The following is a 22,246-nucleotide window of genomic DNA, read 5'->3' on the forward strand; positions in this document are numbered from 1 at the left end:
CTGCACAGTCATGGAACTGCACGACGTCTGGTTCGTTCTGATCGCTGTCCTGTGGACCGGCTACTTCTTCCTGGAGGGCTTCGACTTCGGGGTCGGTGTGCTGACCAAGCTGCTTGCCCGGAACCGGGCCGAGAAGCGGGTGCTGATCAACACCATCGGCCCCGTGTGGGACGGCAACGAGGTGTGGCTGCTCACGGCCGGCGGTGCCACGTTCGCCGCCTTCCCCGAGTGGTACGCCACGCTCTTCTCCGGGTTCTACCTTCCCCTGCTGGCCATCCTCGTCTGCCTGATCGTCCGGGGCGTCGCCTTCGAGTACCGGGTGAAGCGGCCCGAGGAGAAGTGGCAGCGCAACTGGGAGACGGCGATCTTCTGGACCTCGCTGATCCCCGCGTTCCTGTGGGGCGTGGCCTTCGGCAACATCGTCCACGGCGTGAAGATCGACCGGGACCTGGAGTACGTCGGCTCGGTCTGGGACCTGCTCAACCCGTACGCCCTTCTCGGCGGCCTGGTGACGCTGACGCTGTTCACCTTCCACGGGACGGTGTTCACCGCCCTCAAGACCGTCGGTGAGATCCGTGAGCGGGCGCGGACCCTGGCGCTGCGGGTCGGTCTGGTCACGGCCGTGCTGGCCCTGGCCTTCCTGCTCTGGACGCAGGCCGACAGCGGGGACGCCAAGAGCCTGGTCGCCCTGGTGATGGCCGTCGTCGCCCTGATCGCCGCGCTGACAGCGAACCAGGCCGGGCGCGAGGGCTGGGCGTTCGCCCTGTCCGGCGTCACCATCGTGGCCGCCGTGGCGATGCTCTTCCTGACGCTCTTCCCGAACGTCATGCCGTCCACGCTGAACGCGGACTGGAGCCTCACCGTCACCAACGCCTCGTCCAGCGCCTACACGCTCAAGATCATGACCTGGCTGGCCGTGATCGCCACACCGGTCGTCCTGCTCTACCAGGGCTGGACGTACTGGGTGTTCCGCAAGCGCATCGGCACCCAGCACCTCGCCGACGCCGCGCACTGAGTCCAACGGGGTCCGGTTTCACTGCGTTTCACGTGAAACACAGTGAAACCGGACCCCAGGGGCAGGAAGGCCTGTTTCACGTGAAACCCATCGATCCACGTCTTCTGCGGTACGCCCGCGCCACCCGGATCTTCCTGGTGGCGGTCGTCGCCCTGGGCGTCGTCGGTGCCGGACTGCTCGTCGCGCAGGCGATGCTCATCGCCGAGGTGGTGGTCGGCGCCTTCCAGCACGGCACGTCAGCCGCCGGACTCCGTACGCCGCTGCTGCTGCTGGTGGCCGTCGCCTGCGGCCGGGCGCTGGTCGGCTGGCTCACCGAACTGGCCGCACACCGGGCGAGCGCGGCGGTGAAGTCCGAGCTGCGGGGCCGGCTGCTGGAGCGGGCCACCGCGCTCGGCCCCGGCTGGCTGAGCGGACAGCGGACCGGCTCGCTGGTCGCCCTCGCCACCCGGGGCGTCGACGCCCTCGACGACTATTTCTCGCGCTATCTGCCGCAGCTGGGCCTCGCGGTGGTCGTGCCCGTGGCGGTGCTGGCCCGCATCGTCACCGAGGACTGGGTCTCGGCGGCCATCATCGTCGCCACTCTGCCCCTCATCCCGGTCTTCATGATGCTGATCGGCTGGGCCACCCAGTCCCGGATGGACCGCCAGTGGCGGCTGCTCTCCCGGCTGTCCGGACACTTCCTGGACGTGGTCGCGGGGCTGCCGACGCTGAAGGTCTTCGGCCGGGCCAAGGCACAGGCGGAGTCGATCAAGCGCATCACCGGCGAGTACCGCCAGGCGACCATGCGGACCCTGCGGATCGCCTTCTTGTCGTCCTTCGCGCTGGAACTGCTCGCCACACTCTCCGTCGCGCTCGTCGCCGTCACCATCGGCATGCGTCTGGTCCACGGTGACATGGCCCTGTACGACGGCCTGGTCGTGCTGGTCCTCGCACCCGAGGCGTATCTGCCGTTGCGGCAGGTGGGAGCGCAGTACCACGCGGCGGCCGAGGGCCTCGCCGCCGCCGAGGACATCTTCTCCGTGCTGGAGCGTCCCGTACCGGCGTCGGGGACCGGGCCGGTTCCGGCGGACGGTGCCCTGGTCTTCGAGGGCGTGACAGTCCGCTACCCCGGACGCGTCACGGCGGCCGTCACGGACGTGCACCTCACCGTCGAGCCCGGGGAGACGGTCGCGCTCGTCGGACCCAGCGGGGCGGGCAAGTCGACGCTCGTGAACGCCCTGCTCGGCTTCGTCACCCCGACCGGGGGGCGGGTCCGGGTCGGGGGAACCGACCTCTCCTCCCTCGACCTGGCGCAGTGGCACGCCCGCGTCGCGTGGGTGCCGCAGCACCCGCACCTGTACGCCGGCACGATCGCGGAGAACGTACGGCTGGCCCGGCCCGACGCCGATGACACGGCCGTCCGCCGGGCCCTGCGGGACGCGGGCGCCCTGGAGTTCGTGGACGCGCTGCCCGAGGGCACGGCGACCGTCCTCGGGGAGGACGGAACCGGGCTGTCCGCCGGGCAGCGGCAGCGGCTGGCGCTGGCCCGGGCGTTTCTCGCGGACCGGCCGGTGCTGCTGCTCGACGAGCCGACGGCGGCCCTGGACGGGGCCACCGAGGCTGAGGTCGTGGACGCCGTGCGCAGGCTGGCGAAGGGGCGGACGGTCCTGCTGGTGGTGCACCGCCCGGCACTGCTGGAGGTGGCCGACCGGGTGGTGCGGCTGGACCCGCCGGCCATGGCCGCCGCCTCCGCCGACGCCGACGGACTGCCGGTCGCCGCGGAGGCGGGCCTCCGCGCTGCCGCTCCGGGCTTCTCCGACGAAGCGGGCGCCGAGTCCGCTCGGCCCGCCGAGCCTGCCGCGGAGGCGCGCGGGGGTGTACTGGCCCGGGTCCGTGCCATGTCCGGCGCCCGGCGCGGGCGGCTCGGCCTCGCGCTGCTGCTCAGCGGTCTGGCGCTGGGCAGCGCCGTGGGCCTGATGGCGACCTCCGGGTACCTCATCTCGCGGGCCTCCGAGCAGCCGCCGGTGCTGTACCTGATGGTGGCCGTGACGGCGACGCGGGCGTTCGGCATCGGGCGGGCCGTGTTCCGCTACGCGGAGCGGCTCGTGTCGCACGACGCCGTGCTGCGGATGCTGGCCGACACCCGGGTCGCCGTGTACCGGCGGCTGGAGCGGCTGGCCCCCGCGGGGCTCCGCCGCAGCCGCCGCGGCGACCTGCTGATCCGGCTCGTCGCCGACGTCGACGCCTTGCAGGACTACTGGCTCCGCTGGCTGCTGCCGGCCGGCAGCGCGCTGCTCGTCTCGGCCGCCTCGGTCGGTTTCACGGCCTGGCTGCTCCCCGAGGCGGGCGCCGTGCTCGCGGTCGGTCTGCTCGTGGCCGGAGCCGGTGTTCCGCTGGTCACCGCGGCCGTGGCACGGCGGGCCGAGCGCAGGCTCGCCCCCGCCAGGGGCGTGCTCGCCACCCGCGTGACCGACCTGCTCACCGGCACCGCCGAGCTCACCGTCGCCGGTGCCCTGCCCGGTCGTGCCGCCGAGGCACGGCGGGCCGACGGCACCCTCACCCGGATCGCCTCGCGGGCCGCCACCGCCACCGCGCTGGGCGACGGGCTCACCGCGCTCGTCTCCGGCCTGACCGTCGCAGTCGCCGCCCTCGTCGGAGTCCAGGCCGTCGCCGACGGCCGACTCGCCGGGGTGGCCGTGGCCGTCGTCGTCCTCACCCCGCTGGCCGCCTTCGAGGCCGTACTCGGACTGCCGCTCGCCGTGCAGTACCGCCAGCGCGTACGCAGGAGCGCCGAGCGCGTCCACGAGGTGCTCGACGCCCCGGAGCCGGTGCGCGATCCGGAGGTGCCCGGGCAGGCGCCCGCCTCGCCGTTCCCGGTGGTCCTCAAGGGGCTGGCCGCACGTCACGCCGGGCAGGACAGGGACGCGCTGGCGGGGCTGGAGCTGACGCTGGCCGAGGGGCGCCGCGTCGCCGTGGTCGGGCCGTCCGGGTCCGGCAAGACGACCCTGGCCCAGGTGCTGCTGCGCTTCCTCGACCCGGACACGGGCTCCTACACGCTGGCCGGTGTCGACGCCTACGCCCTGGCCGGGGACGACGTACGGCGACTGGTCGGGCTGTGTGCCCAGGATGCGCACCTCTTCGACAGCTCGGTCCGCGAGAACCTGCTCCTGGCCAGGAAGAACGCCACCGAAAGCGAGCTGCGCGACGCGCTGGCGCGGACCCGGCTGCTGGAGTGGGCCGACGGTCTGCCCGACGGGCTGGACACGCTGGTCGGTGAGCATGGGGCCCGGTTGTCCGGTGGCCAGCGACAGCGGCTCGCCCTGGCCCGGGCGTTGCTCGCCGACTTCCCCGTCCTCGTGCTCGACGAGCCCGCCGAGCACCTCGACCTGCCGACCGCCGACGCGCTCACCGCTGATCTGCTGGCCGCCACTGAGGGCCGTACGAGCCTGCTGATCACTCACCGGCTGGCGGGACTGCGGGCCGTGGACGAGGTGATCGTCCTGGACCGGGGCCGGGTCGTGCAGCGCGGGACGTACGCGGAGCTGGCGGCCGTGCCGGGGCCGCTGCGGGAGATGGCCGGACGCGAGGAGGCGGCGGACCTGCTGGTGGGAGCACGGTGACCGGCCGGCCCGGCCACATTCGCGAAAGATTCCGGTAATCCGACTTTCCCGAACAAAGGGGTCTCATTAGGCTCGGGTCATGTCCCCAGCTCCGCCTCCCGGCCCCCCGCCGCCCCGTGAGGGCGCCTCGGCCGAGCTACTGGCACGGGTGCCGAAACTGCTGGACGCGATGCGCTCCGTCGGCAGCGGACTGGGACTGCACTCCACGCTGAACCGGATCTGCGAGACGGCCGCCGACCTGGCGCACGCCCGGTACGCGGCCATCGGTGTCGTCGCCGAGGACGGCGAGGGCCTCGCCGACTTCGTGCACCACGGCGTCGACGAGGCGACCGTCCGCCGCGTCGGCCGCCTCCCGGACGGCCACAAGGGCCTGCTCGGCGCGCTCATCCGCGAGCCCGAGCCGGTCCGGCTGACCGACCTGACCGAGGACCCGCGCTCGTGCGGCTTTCCCGAGCACCACCCGCCGATGCGCAGCTTCCTGGGCGTTCCCATCCGTGTGCAGGGCGAGATCTTCGGCAACCTCTACCTGACCGACAAGCACGCGGGTGAGCCCTTCAACGACTACGACCTCGCGATGGTCCGGGTCCTGGCCACGGAGGCCGGTATCGCCATCGGCAACGCGCGGCTGTACGAAGCGGCCCAGCAGCGGGAGCGGTGGATCGACGGATCGGTCGCCGTCACCACCGCCCTGCTGGCCGGGGGCGACACCGACGACGCCCTGCAGATCGTCGCCGAGCAGGCCCGCCGCCTCTCCGGGGCGGCCGCCGGGATGGTGCTGCTCCCCGCCGACGGGGGTGGCCTGGAGATCGTGGCCGTCGACGCGCCGCGCCCCACGAACGCGCTCGGCGCGGTCGTCCCGCCGGAGAACGGCATCGTGACGGAACTGCTCGCCGGACGCCCCGTGTTCGTGGACGACGCCACCACCGACCCCCGCCTGGACGACGGACCGGCGCGCTCCTACGGGCCGGTCATGCTGTTGCCGCTGCGCAGGGACGGGAAGGTCCTCGGGTGCCTCGTCCTGCCCCGCGCCCGGGGGGACCGCCCGTTCACCCGGACGGAGCGTGCGCTCGGCGACCGGTTCGCCTCGCAGGCGGCACTGGCGCTCACGATGGCCGAGGCACAGCGCGACCGGGAGCGGCTCGCCGTGTACGAGGACCGGGACCGGATCGCCCGGGACCTGCACGATCTCGTCATCCAGCGGCTCTTCGCGACGGGGATGATGCTGGAGAGCGCCCAGCGCAGGTCGGCCGTGCCGGAGGTGCGCGACAGGGTCGGAGGGGCCGTCGACGAACTCGACGTCACCATCCAGGAGATCCGTTCGGCGATCTTCGCGCTCCAGCAGCCGGCCGAGGCCCCCACGGGACTGCGCACCCGCGTACTGCGCGAGATCACCATGGCCGCCGTTCCGCTGGGCTTCACGCCCTCGCACCGCTTCGTCGGCCCGGTCGACACCGCCGTCGGCGACCTGACCGGCAAGAACCTCATCGCCGCGCTGCGCGAGACCCTGTCCAACGCCTTCCGGCACGCCCGCGCAGGCCGGATCGAGGTGGTCGTGGACGCGACGGCGACCCTGCCGGACGGCCGGCCGGGCGTGCGCCTGACCGTCGCGGACGACGGTGTCGGCGTTCCCGAGGGCGGCCGGCGCAGCGGCCTGCGCAACCTGGAGCGCCGCGCCGAGTCCGTGGGCGGCGCCAGTCGGCTCGGGCCGGGCATCGGCGCGGACGGCGCCGGCACGACGGTGCTGTGGGAAGCGCCGTACTGAGCGCGACCGACGCCGTGTTGCCCCGTGTGCAGCAGTCGCACTGGGCCATGTGCAGCAACGGGTCCCCCACTCGTACGAGCCGAACGGGACCGCGGGGCCCGCGCTGGTCCACCATCGCTGACATGCGCTCATCCCGCCGGCACCCGTGGCTCGTTCCGGTGTTGCTGTGCGCCCTCGCCGTGCCGGCGGCCCGCCCCACCGATGGCTTGGACGGGGACGGCGGGCCGGGCACCGGTCTCGGGCCGCAGGTGGCGCGACTGTACGAGGACGCGGCGAAGGCGACCCGCCGGTACGAGGACGGGCGGCGAGAGGCCGAGGCGCAGCGGTCGAAGGCACTGGAGTACGAGCGGCGGCTCGACGGGCAACGGCGGAAGATCGACGCCATGCAGGAGGACCTGGGCCGCATCGCCCGGGCCCAGTACCGCGACGGCGGCGGTCTCCCGCTCACCGCGCGGATGCTCCTCGCCGACGACCCCGACGAGCTGATGCGCGGTCAGCGGGCGGTCTCCCGCGCGAATCTCGCCGTGGACAGGGCCATCGGCAGGCATCTGCGCGCGGAGGCCCGGCTCACCGCCGAGGAAGCCAAGGCGCAGGCGGCCTGGCAGGCGCTGGAGAAGCGCAACGCCGACCTGGGGAAGCTGAAGAAGAAGATCGAGAGCAAGCTGGAGGTGGCGCGGTCACGGCTGGAGGGACAGGCGGACTCCTCCGTCGCGGCCGGATCGTGCCCCGGCGCGGTCCGCCTCGACCAGCCGGACGTGCCCGCCGGCCCGTCCTGGGTGGCCCCGGTCGAGACCTACGAACTGTCGGCGTCCTTCGGCAGCGGCGGATCGCGGTGGGCGAACCGGCACACCGGCCAGGACTTCGCGGTGCCGGTCGGGACACCGGTGCGCTCGGTCGGGGCGGGCCGGGTCCTGAAGATGTCCTGCCGCGGGGCCTTCGGCATCCAGGTCGTCATCGAGCACGCGGGCGGCTACTACACGCAGTACGCCCATCTCGCCGCCGTCGCCGTCGACCAGGGCGACCGGGTCGAGCCCGGGCAATGGATCGGCCAGACCGGCAGCACGGGCAACTCCACCGGGCCCCACCTGCACTTCGAAGTACGGGTCACCCCGGAGATGGGCTCGGCGCTGGATCCGGTGCCGTGGCTGTCGCAGCGCGGGGTGCCGCTGTGACGGCACCGGGCGTGCCGCGGGGCCGGGCGCCCGTGGAGGAGGGCGTCAGGGCAGGGCCAGCATCCGCTCGATCACGACCGCCACTCCGTCGTCGTTGTTGGCGACCGTCCGCCCCGAGGCGGCGGCGATCACGTCCGGATGCGCGTTGCCCATCGCGTACGACTGACCCGCCCAGGTGAGCATCTCGACGTCGTTCGGCATATCGCCGAAGGCCACGACCTCCTCGTGCGAGATGCCGCGCTCGGCGCAGCACAGGGCGAGCGTGCTGGCCTTGGAGACGTCGGGGCCACTGATCTCCAGCAGGGCGCTGGGGCTGGACCGGGTGACGTTGGCGCGGTCGCCGATGGCGAGGCGGGCCAGCGTGAGGAAGCCGTCGGGGTCCAGCTCCGGATGGAAGGCAAGGATCTTGAGGACGGGCTCGGCGGTGGCGCGGCCGCCCGGCGCCAGGATCTCCTCGGCGGGCAGGAGATCGTCGGGGACCTCCATGTGCAGTTTCGGGTACGCCGGTTCCTGGTGGAAGCCGTACGTCTGCTCGACCGCGTAGACCGTTCCCGGCGCCGCCTCCCGCAGCAGCCGTACGGCGTCCAGCGCGTTCTCCGGGGGCAGCTCGCGGACCTTCACGAACCTGTGGCCGCCGGGACCGCCGTGCAGGTCGACCACGGCGGCGCCGTTGCCGCAGATGGCGAGGCCGTGCCCGTGGACGTGGGCGCTGACGACGTCCATCCAGCGGGCGGGGCGGCCGGTGACGAAGAAGACCTCGATGCCCGCCTGCTCCGCGGCGGCCAGCGCGGCGACCGTGCGCGGGGAGACCGACTTGTCGTCGCGCAGCAGGGTGCCGTCGAGGTCGGTGGCGATGAGCCGCGGGCGGGTGGCGGCGGCCGGGGGCTCGGGCTGTCGGGTCGCTGAGGTCACCCGGTCATTGTCACGCATGTGCGTGCACGCCCGTGCGAGGGTCCGCACATCTGTGAGCTACGGCTCGCATGCGTGACTCCCCGTGGCCGCTCGATGCCACGCCCTCATTCCTTCAGTTGTGCCAGTGCCTCCATGGCGATCCGCTCGAAGACCTTCTCGTCCGCGGCGAAGTCCGAGTCGGGGATCGGCCAGTGGACGACGAGCTCGGTGAAGCCCAGGTCCCGGTGGCGTCCGGCGAAGTCCACGAACGCGTCCACGGACTCCAGCGGGCGACTGCGCTCCGGTGTGAAACCGGTGAGCAGGACCCGGTCCAGCTCTCCCACATCGCGGCCGATCGCGGCACAGGCGTCGGCCAGCCGGTCGCCCTGCTGCCGCAGCGCCCGGTCCGACTGCTCGGGGGTGCCGTTCTCGAACAGCTTCGGGTCGCCGGTGGTCACCCACGCCTGACCGTGCCGGGCGGCGAGCGCCAGCCCCCGTGGGCCGGTCGCGGCCACCGCGAAGGGCAGCCGGGGCCGCTGTACACAGCCCGGGATGTTGCGGGCCTCGTGCGCCGAGTAGAAATCGCCCTCGTACGACACGGCGTCCTCGGTCAGCAGCCGATCGAGCAACGGCAGGAACTCGCCGAACCGGTCCGCCCGCTCTCGCGGCGTCCACGGCTCCTGGCCCAGCGCCGTGGCGTCGAAGCCGGTGCCGCCCGCTCCTATGCCGAGCGTGATCCGTCCGCCGGAGATGTCGTCGAGGGAGATCAGTTCCTTGGCGAGCGTCACCGGGTGCCGGAAGTTCGGCGAGGTGACCAGGGTGCCCAGTCGCAGCCGCTCGGTCACGGCCGCGGCGGCCGTGAGGGTCGGTACGGCACCGAACCACGGTCCGTCCCGGAAGCTGCGCCAGGAGAGGTGGTCGTAGGTGTAACCCGTGTGGAAGCCGAGCTGCTCGGCCCGCGTCCAGGTCGAACGGCCGCCTTCGTGCCAGCGGCGGTACGGAAGGATCACGGTGCTCAGGCGCAGACTCATGTCTCCGAGCCTATGCGGCCCTCGTCGGTTTCACGTGAAACAGCGTGCGGCGTCACCGTACGCGACTGCTCAGCCACGGCGTGAGGAGGAGCATCGACACGTGCTCCTTGTGCGCCCGGTCGCCCGGCAGCGGCACGATCAGGCGGTATCCGGGCGGGAAACGGCGCCCATGGACGTAGGCGAGGCCGCCGAAGACGGAGCGCAGGAACGCGGGCACGTCGTCGCGTTCGACATCGGGAAACTCCACGTTCTCGACGGTGACCAGGGCATCGCCCTCGTGGAAGAGCCGGACGCTCACCCGGGGAACCCCGCCGAACTCGACGAACGCCTCGTGCGGGAGGGAGCCGTCGGCGTCGGTGGTCACCCCCACGCCCGCGGCCATGCCACGGGAGGTCTGGTCGGCGCCGATGTCGTCGGTGACCTCGATCTCCAGCGCGTGCTCCTCGGCGACGGCACGGAGGGCGGTGACGGCGGACTGGGTGCTCGGCAGGTGCTCCATGCCCTCGATCATGCGGGGTCAGTGCGGAGCGGGAAAGCGCAGGTAGCGGGACGGCACGTGCTGCGTCAGCCAGACCCCGTTCGCGCTGATGTGGAAGACGTGACCGGCGCGGTGCATGGCGGCGGCATCCACCGGGAGCACGACCGGCCGGCCACGTCGGGCTCCGACCCGGGTCGCGGTCTCGCGGTCCGGCGAGAGGTGCACGGCGTGCCGGTTCATCGGCCGCAGGCCCTCGGCGCGAATGGCCTCCAGATGCCGGACCACGGTCCCGTGGTAGAGATACGGCGGCGGGGTCGCCGAGGGCAGTTGGAGATCCACGTCGATGCTGTGGCCCTGGCTGGCCCGGATGCGGGTGCCCTCGACCGCGAAGCGCCGTTTGTCGTTGGTGGCGACCACGTGGTCCAGCTCTTCGCGGGTGAAGCGGAAGCCGTGCGCGGCCGCCGCGGCGATCAGCGTGTCGATCTCGGCCCAGCCGCCCTCGTCGAGCGTGAGCCCGATCCTCTCCGGCTGGTGGCGCAGGTGCTTCGACAGATACTTGGACACCTTCACCGAGCGTTCCTGTTGCATGGCACCAGCCTGCCTAGTGAGACACGCGTCACGCGAACCATTTAGCCGTCGAGGTTTGATCCACAGTCAAGTGCAGTTATCCACAGGCTGGTTGGGGATCTCTGTGGAAACTAGAGAGGCGGCTTCACCCGGGCGAGGCGCCGCAGCACCCGTGGCGCGAAGCGGGACATGAGATGAGCGCCGCGCGCCTCCGGCGTCACCGGCACCACCGCCCTGTTGTGCACGACCGCCTCCAGGACGGCGTCCGCCACCTTCTCCGGCGGGTAGTTGCGCGCCCCGTACAGCCGCGCGGTGCGCTGCTGCCGGCGCTTCTCCTCCGCGGCGTCCACGCCCGCGAAGTGCGCGGTGGCGGTGATGTTGGTGTTGACCAGGCCGGGGCAGATCGCCGTGACACCGATCCCCTGATCGGCAAGCTCGGCGCGCAGGCACTCGCTCAGCATCAGCACGGCCGCCTTGGAGGTGCTGTAGGCGGGCAGCGCCCTGGAGGGCTGGAAGGCCGCCGCCGACGCGGTGTTGACGATGTGACCGCCCTGCCCGCGCTCGGCCATCTGCCGGCCGAACAGGCGGCAGCCGTGGATCACGCCCCACAGGTTGACGTCGAGGACCTTCTTCCAGTCCTCCGGCGTGGTGTCGAAGAAGGAGCCCGACAGGCCGATCCCGGCGTTGTTCACGAGCACGTCCACCACGCCGTACTCGGCGGCGACCCTGGCCGCCAGCTTCTCCATGGCCTGCTCGTCGGAGACGTCGACGGTTTCCGCCCAGGCGGCCGGCGCACCGATCATCCGGGACAGCTCCGCGGTCCGGGCGGCGGCCTCGGCGTCCCGGTCGACGGCCACCACGCGCGCGCCGGCCTCGGCGAAGGCGAACGCCGTCGCCCGCCCGATGCCGTTGCCCGCACCGGTGACCAGGACCAGCTGCCCGCCGAAACGGTCGGCGTGCTTGCCGTTCGCCCCGGTCCCGGAGCGGCCGTCCTCGGTGGCGGTGACGAACTCCGTGATCCAGTCCGCCAGCCGGTCCGGCCGGGTGCGCGGCACCCAGTGCTTCGCGGGGAGCGTGCGCCGGGTGAGCCGCGGCGCCCACAGCTCCAGGTCGTCGTAGAGCCGCTCCGACAGGAACGCGTCGCCCAGGGGCGTGATGAGCTGCACGGGCACGTGCGCGTAGGCGTCCTTGCGCGGCCTGCGCAGCCGGGGCCGCACGTTGTCCCGGTACAGCCACGCTCCGTGCGCCGCGTCCGACGGAAGGGAGGCGGTCGGGTAGCCGCCGCCGGGCACCTTCTCGACGCGCTCCAGGATGCCCGGCCAGCGCTTGCCGAGGGGGCCGCGCCAGGCCAGCTCCGGGAGCACGGGGGTGTGCAGCAGATAGACGTACCAGGACTTGGCGCCCTGGCCGAGGAGCTGTCCGACCCGGCGCGGGGTGGGCCGCTTGAGGCGTTTGTCGATCCAGTGCCCGAAGTGATCCAGGGAAGGCCCGGACATCGAGGTGAAGGAGGCGATGCGGCCCTCGGTGCGCTTGACCGTGACGAACTCCCAGGACTGCACCGAGCCCCAGTCGTGGCCCACCAGGTGCACCGGGCGGTCCGGGCTGACCGCGTCGGCCACGGCCAGGAAGTCGTCCGTCAGCTTCTCCAGGGTGAACCCGCCGCGCAGTGGGCTCGGCGCGGTGGACCGGCCGTGGCCGCGGACGTCGTAGAGGACCACGTGGAAGGCACCGGCCAGGCGGGCGGCGACCTCGGACCAGACCTCCTTGCTGTCCGGGTAGCCGTGCACCAGGACGACCGTGGGCTGCCGCGGATCGCCCAGTTCGGCCACGCACAGCTCGACCCCGCCCGTGCGCACCCGGCGCTCCCGCGCCCCGTTCAGCACCGTCATGTCTCCTCCGCCCAGCGCCGCACGTGCGGCAGATCGTCGTCCAGCCAGAAGGCGCTCTCCTCGGGATCCGCGGAGTCGGTCACGACCAGGATCTCCTCGAACTTCGCGCCCGTACCCCGGAAACCGAGGTGGGGTTCGACCGCCCACAGCCCCGCGCGGGGCGGGTGGTCGGAGAAGCGGTACGGCGACCACAGCGGGGACCAGCCCTCGCGGTGGCCGTGCAGCGCGTCGCCCGCCGAGCCCTTGAGCGACTGGGTGCCGAACCCGAACAGGCGCGGGGACAGCCGCCGTTCCCGCACCCGGTCCACCTTGTGGGCGATGACGCCGAAGGGATGGGCGCGGTGCCGGTTGGCACAGCCCTGGCGGACCATGAGCCGGTCCACGTCCTCGTAGATCTCCCGCAGCGGCCTGCGTTCGCGCACCTCGCGCAGGATCAGCTCGCGGTGGGCGGCCAGGTCGGCCGCCAGCCGGTGCTGCACCGGGTTGGGGCCGAGTGCTCCGGAGTAGCCGATGTCCGCGGTGAAACCGCGGTGCACCGGGGCCATGTCAAGGATGAACGGCATCCCCGGCTCCAGCCGGCGGCCCGTGGGGAAGAACTGCAGCGGGATGCGGAAGCCCGTGAACGCCGTGCGGTCGCCGAACCAGGCGAAGGGCAGGTGGAACCAGTCCCGCACGCCCCGCGCCCGCAGCCACTCGCGCTGCATGCGGGCCGCGTCCCGCTCGGTCACGCCCGGCTCCAGCCGGGCGGCCACGGCCTCGGCGCACGCGTAGGCGAGACGCTGCGCCTCCCGGAATCCCCGCAGCTCCGTGCGGAGTCCGGCCGCCGTCGTCGTGCCCCCCATGCCGTGCCACCCCCGTTCCGCCGTCCCGGCGCGGTCCGCGCCGACCGTGCTACTCGCCCGTAACGTGACGCCGCCGAATCTCCCAGTTGTTAGACCCAACGTCAATAGGGCGGTCCGTCAGGCGGCCCGTGCGGCCCGGAAGGCCCGCCCGTGGCTCTCAGGTACGGCATCCCCTACGGGCCCGTACTACTCGAGTCTGACGCCAAGACGGCTCTGCGGTCTGACGACGGCAGTGGCGGGCGTCACTACTGTCATTCACGTGACTGTGATCGCGACCGAAAGCCTGAGCAAGCGGTTCCCCCGGGTGACCGCGCTCGACCGGCTCTCCGTGGACGTCGGACCCGGTGTGACCGGACTCGTCGGTGCCAACGGCGCCGGCAAATCCACCCTGATCAAGATCCTGCTGGGTCTGTCTCCCGCCACCGAGGGCCGGGCCGAAGTGCTCGGACTCGATGTCGCCACCAAGGGCGCCGACATCCGCGAGCGGGTCGGCTACATGCCGGAGCACGACTGCCTGCCACCCGACGTCTCGGCCACCGAGTTCGTCGTCCATATGGCACGCATGTCCGGCCTGCCGCCCACCGCCGCCCGCGAGCGCACGGCCGACACCCTGCGCCACGTCGGCCTGTACGAGGAGCGCTACCGCCCCATCGGCGGCTACTCGACGGGCATGAAGCAGCGCGTGAAGCTGGCGCAGGCCCTCGTCCACGACCCCCAGCTGGTCTTCCTCGACGAGCCGACCAACGGCCTGGACCCGGTCGGCCGCGACGAGATGCTCGGCCTCATCCGGCGCATCCACACCGACTTCGGCATCTCCGTCCTGGTCACCTCGCACCTGCTGGGCGAGCTGGAGCGCACCTGCGACCACGTCGTCGTCGTGGACGGCGGCAAGCTGCTGCGTTCCAGCTCCACCACGGACTTCACCCAGACCACCACGACCCTCGCGATCGAGGTCACCGACACCGACGAACACCCCGACGGCACCCGCGCGGTGCGCGACGCGCTCGACGCGCGCGGGGTCACGGTCCAGGACGGCAGCGGCCTGCCCGGCGCCGGCCACGTCCTGCTGCTCACCTCGGCGGGCGAGGAGACCTACGACCTGGTCCGTGACGTCATAGCCGACCTCGGCCTCGGCCTGGTCCGCATGGAGCAGCGCCGGCACCACATCTCGGAGGTCTTCACCGACAGCGACGCAGAACGGAAGGAGGCGGTCGGCCATGGCAGCTGAACAGCCCACAGCCACGGTCCCGGGTGACCAGACCCGCATCCACAACATCGGCTATCGCAGCTACGACGGCCCCCGCCTCGGCCGCGCCTACGCCCGCCGCTCGCTGTACTCGCAGTCCCTGCGCGGCGCCTACGGCCTCGGCCGCTCGGCCAAGTCCAAGGTGCTGCCGATGCTGCTGTTCGTGGTGATGTGCCTCCCGGCGGCCATCATGGTCGCGGTCGCCGTCGCCACCAAGGCCAACGACCTGCCCGTGGACTACACGCGCTACGCGATCGTCCTGCAAGCCGTCATCAGCCTCTACGTCGCGTCCCAGGCCCCCCAGTCCGTCTCGCGCGACCTGCGCTTCAAGACCGTGCCGCTGTACTTCTCCCGGCCGATCGAGACCGCCGACTACGTCCGCGCCAAGTACGCGTCGCTGGCCTCCGCCCTGTTCATCCTCACCGCCGCACCGCTGCTGGTGCTCTACGTGGGCGCACTGCTCGCCAAACTCGACTTCGCGGACCAGACCAAGGGGTTCGCCCAGGGACTGGTCTCCGTGGCACTGCTCTCGCTGCTCTTCGCCGGTCTCGGACTGGTCGTGGCCTCGGTCACCCCGCGCCGCGGCTTCGGCATCGCCGCCGTCATCGCCGTCCTGACCATCACCTACGGCGCGGTCTCCACGCTCCAGGCCATCGCGGACGTCCAGAGCAGCTCCGGGGCCGTCGTATGGATCGGCCTGTTCTCGCCGATCACCTTGATCGACGGAGTGTCATCGGCCTTCCTGGGCGCCACATCGGCCTTCCCGGGCGGGGTCGGCCCGGGCAACGGGGAGGGCGCCGTCTACGTCCTCGTCACCCTCGGCCTGATCGCCGGCGCCTACGGCCTGCTGATGCGCCGCTACAAGAAGGTGGGACTGTGACCACGCTGAACATCGACCACGTCTCCCGCTGGTTCGGCAACGTGGTCGCCGTCAACGACATCACCATGACGATCGGCCCCGGTGTCACCGGCCTGCTCGGCCCGAACGGCGCGGGAAAGTCCACCCTCATCAACATGATGGGCGGCTTCCTCGCCCCCTCCACCGGCAGCGTCACCCTCGACGGCCAGCCGGTCTGGCGCAACGAGGACATCTACCGGCACATCGGCATCGTCCCCGAGCGGGAGGCGATGTACGACTTCCTCACCGGCCGCGAGTTCGTCCTCGCCAACGCCGAACTGCACGGCCTGGGTGCCAAGGCGGCCGACGCGGCCCTCGCCACCGTGGAGATGGCCTACGCCCAGGACCGCAAGATCGCCACGTACTCCAAGGGCATGCGCCAGCGCGTGAAGATGGCCTCCGCCCTCGTCCACCAGCCGTCGCTGCTCCTGCTCGACGAGCCGTTCAACGGCATGGACCCCCGCCAGCGCATGCAGCTGATGGACCTGCTGCGGCGCATGGGCGACGAGGGCCGCACCGTGCTGTTCTCCTCGCACATCCTCGAAGAGGTCGAACAGCTCGCCTGGCACATTGAGGTGATCGTCGCCGGACGCCACGCGGCCAGCGGCGACTTCCGCAAGATCCGCCGCCTGATGACCGACCGGCCCCACCGGTACCTGGTGCGTTCCAGCGACGACCGGGCCCTCGCGGCGGCGCTGATCGCCGATCCGTCGACGTCCGGCATCGAGGTCGACCTCGCCGAGGGCGCCCTGCGCATCCAGGCCGTCGACTTCGGCCGGTTCACGGCCCTGCTGCCGAAGGTCGCCCGCGACCACGGCATCCGGCTGCTCACGGTCTCGCCGTCCGACGAGTCCCTCGAGTCCGTCTTCTCGTATCTCGTCGCGGCGTAGGAGGCCGAAGAATGTACGACCCCACAGTCGCCCGGCTCACCTACCGGGCCCTGCTCGGCCGCCGCCGGGCGCTCATCCTGGGCGCGCTCCCCCTGCTGCTGCTCGTCATCGCCGTCGCGGTGCGCGCGCTCGCCGGAGCCGACGACCAGACCACCGCGGACGTGCTGGGCGGGTTCGCCCTCGCCACCATGGTGCCGATCATCGGCGTCATCGCCGGCACCGGTGCCATCGGCCCCGAGATCGACGACGGCTCGGTGGTGTACCTGCTGTCCAAGCCGATCAAGCGGCCGACGATCATCTTCACCAAGCTGATCGTCGCCATAGCCGTGACGATGGTCTTCTCCGCCGTGCCGACGCTGCTCGCCGGTCTGCTCCTCAACGGCAACGGCCAGCAGATCGCCGTCGCCTACACGATCGCCGCGCTGGTCGCCTCCATCGCCTATGCCGCGCTGTTCCTGCTGCTGGGCACGGTGTCCCGGCACGCGGTGGTCTTCGGGCTCGTCTACGCCCTGGTCTGGGAGGCGCTGTTCGGCTCCCTGGTGCCGGGCGCCCGCACGCTCAGCGTCCAGCAGTGGTCGCTGGCGGTGGCCCAGAAGGTCGCCGACGGGAACCTGGTGACCTCCGACGTCGGCCTGCCGACCGCGACGGTGCTGCTCGCCGCGGTGACCGTGCTCGCCACCTGGTACGCCGGCCAGAAGCTGCGGTCGCTGACGCTCGCCGGGGAGGAGTGATCGCGGCCCGTCGGTAACGCGACCTACGTCCCCTTTTAATCGGTGGCGTCCGGCTTCCCGTGACGGCACTGTGGGGGATGCACGAGGCCGGACGGTGACGGCGCAACGGGAGGCCGCTTCGAGCACGCGGGATGCCCCGCGTGGGCCGACCGACGGGGACGCCGGCGCCGTCCGGACCGTGCGTCGCGGGAGCTACGCCGAAGAGCTCCGGGCCGGCATCAGGCGGCCAGCCGCTCCAGTACCACCGCGATGCCGTCCTCGTCGTTGGAGGACGTCACCTCGTCGGCCACCGCCTTCAGCTCCTCGTGGGCGTTGGCCATCGCCACGCCCCGGGCGGCCCAGCCGAACATCGGGATGTCGTTGGGCATGTCGCCGAAGGCGATCGTGTCCGCCGCCTTCAGACCGAGCCGGCGGGCCGCCAGCGACAGACCCGTGGCCTTGGACAGCCCCAGCGGCAGCAGCTCGACGACGCCCGCGCCGGCCATGACGACCGTGACGAAGCCGCCCGCCGCACGTCGGGCGACCTCGGCCAGCTCGTCGTCGGACAGGGTCGGATGCTGGATGTAGATCTTGTTCAGCGGCGCCGACCACAGGTCCGAGGCGTCGGTGAACGGCACGGCCGGCAGGTCGCCCCCGACCGCGTAGCCCGGGCCGACCAGCACGTCGCCCTCCAGGCCGTCCCGGCTCGCCGCCAGGTACAGCGGGCCGGTCTCCGCCTCGATCTTGGCCAGCGCCACCCCGGCCAGCTGCCGGTCCAGGGTGACGGAGGTCAGCAGCCGGTGCTCCCCGGCGTGGTAGACCTGCGCGCCCTGACCGCAGACGGCCAGCCCGTCGTAGCCGAGGTCGTCCAGGATGTGCCGGGTCCACGGCACCGCCCGCCCGGTGACCACGATGTGGGCGGCGCCCGCCGCGGTGGCCGCGGCGAGCGCGTCACGGGTGCGCTGCGAGATCGTGTCGTCGCCGCGCAGCAGCGTGCCGTCGAGGTCGGTCGCGACCAACCGGTAGGGGAAGCCCCCGGCGGGTCCGGTGCCGGGGACCGTGGCGGTGCCGGTGTCAGTCACTTGGCCACCGGCTCCAGGACCTCCCGGCCGCCCAGGTAGGGGCGCAGCACCTCGGGCACGCGGACCGAACCGTCGGCCTGCTGGTGGTTCTCCAGGATCGCCACGATCGTGCGCGGTACGGCGCACAGCGTGCCGTTGAGCGTGGCCAGCGGACGGACCTTCTTGCCCTCGCGGACGCGGATCGACAGCCGGCGGGACTGGAACTCGGTGCAGTCCGAGGTCGAGGTCAGCTCGCGGTACTTGCCCTGGGTCGGGATCCACGCCTCGCAGTCGTACTTGCGCGCGGCCGAGGACCCCAGGTCGGCCGAGGCCACGTCGATCACCCGGAACGGCAGCTCCAGCGACGTCAGCCACTGCTTCTCCCACTCCAGCAGGCGCTGGTGTTCGGCCTGCGAGTCCTCGGGGAGGACGTAGGAGAACATCTCGACCTTGTCGAACTGGTGCACGCGGAAGATGCCCCGGGTGTCCTTGCCGTGCGAGCCCGCCTCGCGGCGGAAGCAGGGCGAGAAGCCCGCGTAGCGCAGCGGCAGGCGCTCGGCGTCCAGAATCTCGTCCATGTGGTACGCGGCTAGCGGCACCTCGGACGTGCCGACCAGGTACAGGTCGTCCTTGTCGAGGTGGTAGACGTCCTGGGCGGCCTGGCCGAGGAAGCCGGTGCCGGCCATCGACTGCGGGCGCACCAGCGCCGGGGTCAGCATCGGCGTGAAGCCGGCCGCCGTGGCCTGGGCGATCGCCGCGTTGACCAGCGCCAGCTCCAGGAGGGCACCCACGCCGGTCAGGAAGTAGAAGCGCGAGCCGGAGACCTTGGCGCCGCGCTCCACGTCGATGGCGCCGAGCAGCTGGCCCAGTTCCAGGTGGTCCTTGGGCTCGAAGCCCTCGGCGGCGAAGTCGCGGTGCGTGCCGTGCGTCTCCAGCGTGACGAAGTCCTCCTCGCCGCCGACGGGCACGTCGGGATGGACGAGGTTGCCGAGCCGCTGGAGCAGCTCCTGGGTCTCGGCGTCGGCCGCGTCGCGCTCGGTGTCGGCGGCCCTGACGTCGGTCTTCAGCTGCTCGGCCCGCTTGAGGAGCTGGGCCTTCTCGTCCCCGGTGGCCTTGCCGATCAGCTTGCCGAGGCCCTTCTGCTCGGCGCGCAGCTCGTCGAAGCGGACGCCGGACGACCTGCGCCGTTCGTCGGCGGACAGGAGGGAGTCGACGAGCGCGACGTCCTCTCCACGGGCGCGCTGCGAGGCGCGCACACGGTCGGGGTCCTCACGGAGCAGGCGAAGGTCAATCACGCGGTCAAGGCTACCGGTGCGCGGTGTCGGCTCTCGACCCGCTATAGCCGTACGCGGCCCTCACGTCCCGTCCGACGGGTCAATGAAGTGTTGCGGCCTCCCCGGAACGAGGCGTCGCATGGGCGTCGGGTTGACCGGATCCCCTTGTGGAGAACGGGACTTGGGGCGTGGCTGTCCACAGGAATCCACAGTCCGGGAAAGTTATCCACAGGGTGTGCGAAAGATCTGTGGATGCACGGAAGTGATCGTTCCCAATTCGTGGAGCCGAGCTGCCCAAACCCTCCACGCCCCCACTTTCGAGTGGAAACGGGGCACCCGGTGTCACTCCGGAGAATGGGGCGCAAGAAACAGGTGGACGAAGGGTGACCTGGACCTCGGTGGGTGAAGTGGGGGCCCGTAGGGGGATTTGTCGACCAAATGCCACTTCGTTATCGACTTGTCCCCAGGTCGAGAAGCGGACCTGTGGATAACTTCTGTGGACAACGAAAATCAGCAGATAGGCCCGGCGATCAGAACCGGCCGTCCTGGCAGCGCGCCACCCAGTCCGCCGCCGCCACGAACGCCTCGTCCGAGGTGCCCGGCCGCAGCGCGTCCACCTCCGAGGGCTCGACCTCCGCGCGCGGGTACGACCCGAGGTAGCGCACCTGGAGGCAGGTCCGCTTCAGGCCCATCAACGCGTCGGCCACCCGGCGGTCCGAGATGTGCCCCTCGGCGTCGATGCAGAAGCAGTAGTTGCCGATACCGGCACCGGTCGGGCGGGACTGCAGCAGCATCAGGTTGATACCGCGGGTGGCGAACTCGCCCAGCAGATCACGCAGGCCGCCGGGGTGGTCGTCACGCTGCCAGAGCACGACCGACGTCTTGTCCGCCCCGGTCGGTGCCGCGGGCCGGGCCGGGCGGCCCACCAGCACGAAGCGCGTCTGGGCGTTCTCCGCGTCGTGGATGTCGGCCTCCAGCACCTCGAGACCGTAGCGCTCCGCGGCGAACTCACCGGCGAAGGCCGCGTCGTACCGCCCCTCCTGCACCAGGCGGGCGCCGTCCGCGTTGGAGGCGGCCGATTCCCAGGCGACGTCCGGGAGGTGCGCCTTGAGCCAGTTGCGGACCTGGGGCTGCGCGGCCGGGTGGGCGGTGACCGTCTTGATGTCCGACAGCTTGGTGCCGGGGCGGACCAGCAGCGCGAAGGTGATGGACAGCAGCACCTCGCGGTAGATCATCAGCGGCTGGCCGGCGACCAGCTCGTCGAGGGTGGTGGTGATGCCGCCCTCGACGGAGTTCTCGATCGGCACGAACGCGGCCTCGGCCTCGCCGGTGCGCACCGCGTCGAGTGCGGACTGCACGGAGACGTAGGGGACCAGTTCCCGGGTCGCCGTCTCCGGGAGGGTGCGCAGGGCGACTTCGGTGAAGGTGCCTTCAGGGCCGAGATACGCGTAACTGGCTGGCATGTACTCACCCTAATGGGCCCGGGGAGGCCCGGCTCACGCGTCCCGCCCGAGCCCCTCCCGGGGGTGACGCGTCGCGGTTCACCCCTCCAGCAGCCGCTGCCCCACGTACTCTCCCTCCGACGCCCCGCCCGGGACCGCGAACAGGCCGCTCGCCTCGTGCCGGATGAACTGCGACAGCGCGTCGCCCCGGTCCAGCTTGCGCTGTACGGGCACGAAGCCGCGCAGTGGATCGGCCTGCCAGCAGATGAAGAGCAGTCCGGCGTCCGGGACGCCGTCGGCGTCGAATCCGTCGTGGTACGAGAAGGGTCGGCGGACCATGGCCGCGCCGCCGTTCTGGTCGGGCCGGGTGATGCGGGCGTGGGCGTTGATCGGAACGACGAGCTTTCCGGAGCCGTCCGTCTTCTCCAGGTCCATTTCCGTCGTCTCGGTGGCGTCGCTCCCCGCGGACAGCGGTGCCCCGTCGGACTTGCGGCGTCCGATGACCTCCTCCTGGGCCTTGAGCGACAGCTTCTCCCAGTCGTCGAGGAGCATGCGGATGCGGCGTACGACGACGTAGGAGCCGTTCGCCATCCAGGCCGGAGCGCCCCTCCCGGGCTCCGGCTCCTCCGGCACGAAGATCCGCTTGTCGAAGTCGGCCTCGGCGGGCTTGGGGTTGCGGGTGCCGTCGACCTGGCCCATGAGGTTGCGGGCCGTCATGGGGTGGGCGGTGGCGCCGGGCGAACGGTTGAAGCCGTTCATCTGCCAGCGGACACGGGCGGCCGTCCCGGCGTCGCGCTGGATCGCGCGCAGGGCGTGGAAGGCCACCAGGGCGTCGTCGGCGCCGATCTGCACCCACAGGTCACCGTTGCTGCGGTTCTTGTCGAGGTGGTCGGAGGAGAAGTCGGGGAGCGGATCGAGGGCGACCGGGCGCTGCTTGTCGAGGCCGGTCCGGGCGAAGAAGCTGTGCCCGAATCCGAAGGTGACGGTCAGCGAGGAGGGCCCGGCGTCCCGGGCCACGTCCGTGTCACGGCTTCCGGCAGGCTCGCCCGCCATCAGCCGTCGGGCCGTGTCGGACCAGCGACGCAGCAGCGCGGCGGCCTCCCTGCGGCCGGCCCCGGCCGCGAGGTCGAAGGCGATGAGGTGGCCGCGGGCCTGCAGGGGGGTGGTGATGCCGGGCTGATGTTTCCCGTGAAACATCGCCTGCTCGCTACCGAGCGAGGTGAGGGGAGTCGCGGCGGAGGACGGCGCGGCGGCATAACCCGCGGCGGCGCCCGCCGCGCCGAGGACGAGCCCGGTGGCACCGGCGGTGCCGAGCAGTCGCCGTCGTGAGATGCCTCCGGCAGCGGTGGTGCTCTCGGCGTTCTTGGCGGTCCCGGTGCTCTCCGAGCCGAGTGGCCCGGTCGGTCCGGTGTCGCCGCCGGGCTTCGCACGGGTCGCCCCGTGGTTCCGGGCCTCCGGGATGGACTGGTCAGCCATGGT

General features: G+C 72.0%; 18 protein-coding genes. 8 read left to right on the plus strand and 10 right to left on the minus strand.

The annotated features are described in order from the left end of the window. The first annotated feature begins 10 nt into the window (after positions 1 to 10). The 4 genes from cydB (at position 11) to ACZ56V_RS14995 (ending at position 7,548) form a co-directional block, all read left to right on the plus strand. On the plus strand, positions 11 to 1,015 hold the full coding sequence (gene cydB, locus ACZ56V_RS14980; protein ID WP_468942432.1) for a cytochrome d ubiquinol oxidase subunit II: 1,005 nt from the start codon (positions 11 to 13) through the stop codon (positions 1,013 to 1,015). Between the two features lie 80 nt (positions 1,016 to 1,095). Continuing rightward, positions 1,096 to 4,614 carry a thiol reductant ABC exporter subunit CydD gene (gene cydD, locus ACZ56V_RS14985; protein WP_468942435.1) on the plus strand — a complete coding sequence of 1,173 codons (3,519 nt, stop codon included), beginning with the start codon at positions 1,096 to 1,098 and terminating at the stop codon, positions 4,612 to 4,614. 79 nt (positions 4,615 to 4,693) lie between these two features. Then, on the plus strand, positions 4,694 to 6,376 hold the full coding sequence (locus ACZ56V_RS14990) for a sensor histidine kinase (protein ID WP_467378698.1): 1,683 nt from the start codon (positions 4,694 to 4,696) through the stop codon (positions 6,374 to 6,376). A 122-nt stretch (positions 6,377 to 6,498) separates the two neighbouring features. Then, positions 6,499 to 7,548, plus strand: coding sequence for a M23 family metallopeptidase (locus tag ACZ56V_RS14995; RefSeq protein ID WP_468942439.1), 1,050 nt, complete (start codon positions 6,499 to 6,501; stop codon positions 7,546 to 7,548). Between the two features lie 45 nt (positions 7,549 to 7,593). Here ACZ56V_RS14995 and ACZ56V_RS15000 read toward each other — a convergent pair whose 3' ends face one another. The 6 genes from ACZ56V_RS15000 to ACZ56V_RS15025 form a co-directional block, all read right to left on the minus strand. Next, positions 7,594 to 8,478 (minus strand): HAD family hydrolase, encoded by an 885-nt coding sequence (locus ACZ56V_RS15000; protein ID WP_398911320.1) that lies wholly within the window; start codon positions 8,476 to 8,478, stop codon positions 7,594 to 7,596. 86 nt (positions 8,479 to 8,564) lie between these two features. Continuing rightward, positions 8,565 to 9,470 carry an LLM class flavin-dependent oxidoreductase gene (locus ACZ56V_RS15005; RefSeq protein ID WP_468942443.1) on the minus strand — a complete coding sequence of 302 codons (906 nt, stop codon included), beginning with the start codon at positions 9,468 to 9,470 and terminating at the stop codon, positions 8,565 to 8,567. Positions 9,471 to 9,522: 52 nt separating this feature from the next. Further along, positions 9,523 to 9,981, minus strand: coding sequence for a hypothetical protein (locus tag ACZ56V_RS15010; protein ID WP_467378690.1), 459 nt, complete (start codon positions 9,979 to 9,981; stop codon positions 9,523 to 9,525). Positions 9,982 to 9,987: 6 nt separating this feature from the next. Further along, positions 9,988 to 10,536, minus strand: coding sequence for an RNA 2'-phosphotransferase (locus ACZ56V_RS15015; RefSeq protein WP_398911314.1), 549 nt, complete (start codon positions 10,534 to 10,536; stop codon positions 9,988 to 9,990). 110 nt (positions 10,537 to 10,646) lie between these two features. Then, positions 10,647 to 12,404: an SDR family oxidoreductase gene (locus tag ACZ56V_RS15020; protein WP_468942448.1), complete on the minus strand. Its 1,758-nt coding sequence runs from the start codon at positions 12,402 to 12,404 to the stop codon at positions 10,647 to 10,649. Further along, positions 12,401 to 13,246: a M24 family metallopeptidase gene (locus tag ACZ56V_RS15025; RefSeq protein WP_468942451.1), complete on the minus strand. Its 846-nt coding sequence runs from the start codon at positions 13,244 to 13,246 to the stop codon at positions 12,401 to 12,403. The genes ACZ56V_RS15020 and ACZ56V_RS15025 overlap by 4 nt, the downstream gene beginning before the upstream one ends. Positions 13,247 to 13,511: 265 nt before the next feature. Between ACZ56V_RS15025 and ACZ56V_RS15030 the strand changes: the two genes are divergently transcribed. The 4 genes from ACZ56V_RS15030 to ACZ56V_RS15045 are packed head-to-tail and all read left to right on the plus strand — an operon-like array spanning position 13,512 to position 17,011. Continuing rightward, positions 13,512 to 14,474 carry an ABC transporter ATP-binding protein gene (locus tag ACZ56V_RS15030; protein WP_087808431.1) on the plus strand — a complete coding sequence of 321 codons (963 nt, stop codon included), beginning with the start codon at positions 13,512 to 13,514 and terminating at the stop codon, positions 14,472 to 14,474. Further along, complete coding sequence (locus tag ACZ56V_RS15035) at positions 14,464 to 15,372, plus strand: ABC transporter permease (RefSeq protein ID WP_356366692.1); 909 nt, start codon at positions 14,464 to 14,466, stop codon at positions 15,370 to 15,372. The genes ACZ56V_RS15030 and ACZ56V_RS15035 overlap by 11 nt, the downstream gene beginning before the upstream one ends. Beyond that, the gene (locus tag ACZ56V_RS15040; RefSeq protein WP_356366690.1) at positions 15,369 to 16,280 is read left to right on the plus strand and encodes an ABC transporter ATP-binding protein; all 912 of its coding nucleotides are present in this window, start codon (positions 15,369 to 15,371) and stop codon (positions 16,278 to 16,280) included. The genes ACZ56V_RS15035 and ACZ56V_RS15040 overlap by 4 nt, the downstream gene beginning before the upstream one ends. A gap of 11 nt (positions 16,281 to 16,291) precedes the next feature. Then, on the plus strand, positions 16,292 to 17,011 hold the full coding sequence (locus tag ACZ56V_RS15045) for an ABC transporter permease subunit (RefSeq protein ID WP_076975264.1): 720 nt from the start codon (positions 16,292 to 16,294) through the stop codon (positions 17,009 to 17,011). A gap of 218 nt (positions 17,012 to 17,229) precedes the next feature. Here the strand turns inward: ACZ56V_RS15045 and ACZ56V_RS15050 are convergent, their stop codons facing one another. From ACZ56V_RS15050 to efeB, 4 genes are all read right to left on the minus strand, one after another. Beyond that, the gene (locus tag ACZ56V_RS15050; protein ID WP_398911306.1) at positions 17,230 to 18,072 is read right to left on the minus strand and encodes an HAD family hydrolase; all 843 of its coding nucleotides are present in this window, start codon (positions 18,070 to 18,072) and stop codon (positions 17,230 to 17,232) included. Then, positions 18,069 to 19,346 carry a serine--tRNA ligase gene (serS, locus tag ACZ56V_RS15055; protein ID WP_356366684.1) on the minus strand — a complete coding sequence of 426 codons (1,278 nt, stop codon included), beginning with the start codon at positions 19,344 to 19,346 and terminating at the stop codon, positions 18,069 to 18,071. The genes ACZ56V_RS15050 and serS overlap by 4 nt, the downstream gene beginning before the upstream one ends. Before the next feature lie 509 nt (positions 19,347 to 19,855). Further along, a complete protein-coding gene (gene pheA / locus ACZ56V_RS15060) occupies positions 19,856 to 20,788 on the minus strand; it encodes a prephenate dehydratase (RefSeq protein ID WP_468942457.1) in 933 nt (310 codons plus the stop codon). A 78-nt stretch (positions 20,789 to 20,866) separates the two neighbouring features. Then, positions 20,867 to 22,243 (minus strand): iron uptake transporter deferrochelatase/peroxidase subunit, encoded by a 1,377-nt coding sequence (efeB, locus tag ACZ56V_RS15065; RefSeq protein WP_467378680.1) that lies wholly within the window; start codon positions 22,241 to 22,243, stop codon positions 20,867 to 20,869. Positions 22,244 to 22,246 lie beyond the last annotated feature (3 nt).

Source organism: Streptomyces sp. NPDC034099 (genome assembly GCF_055575415.1).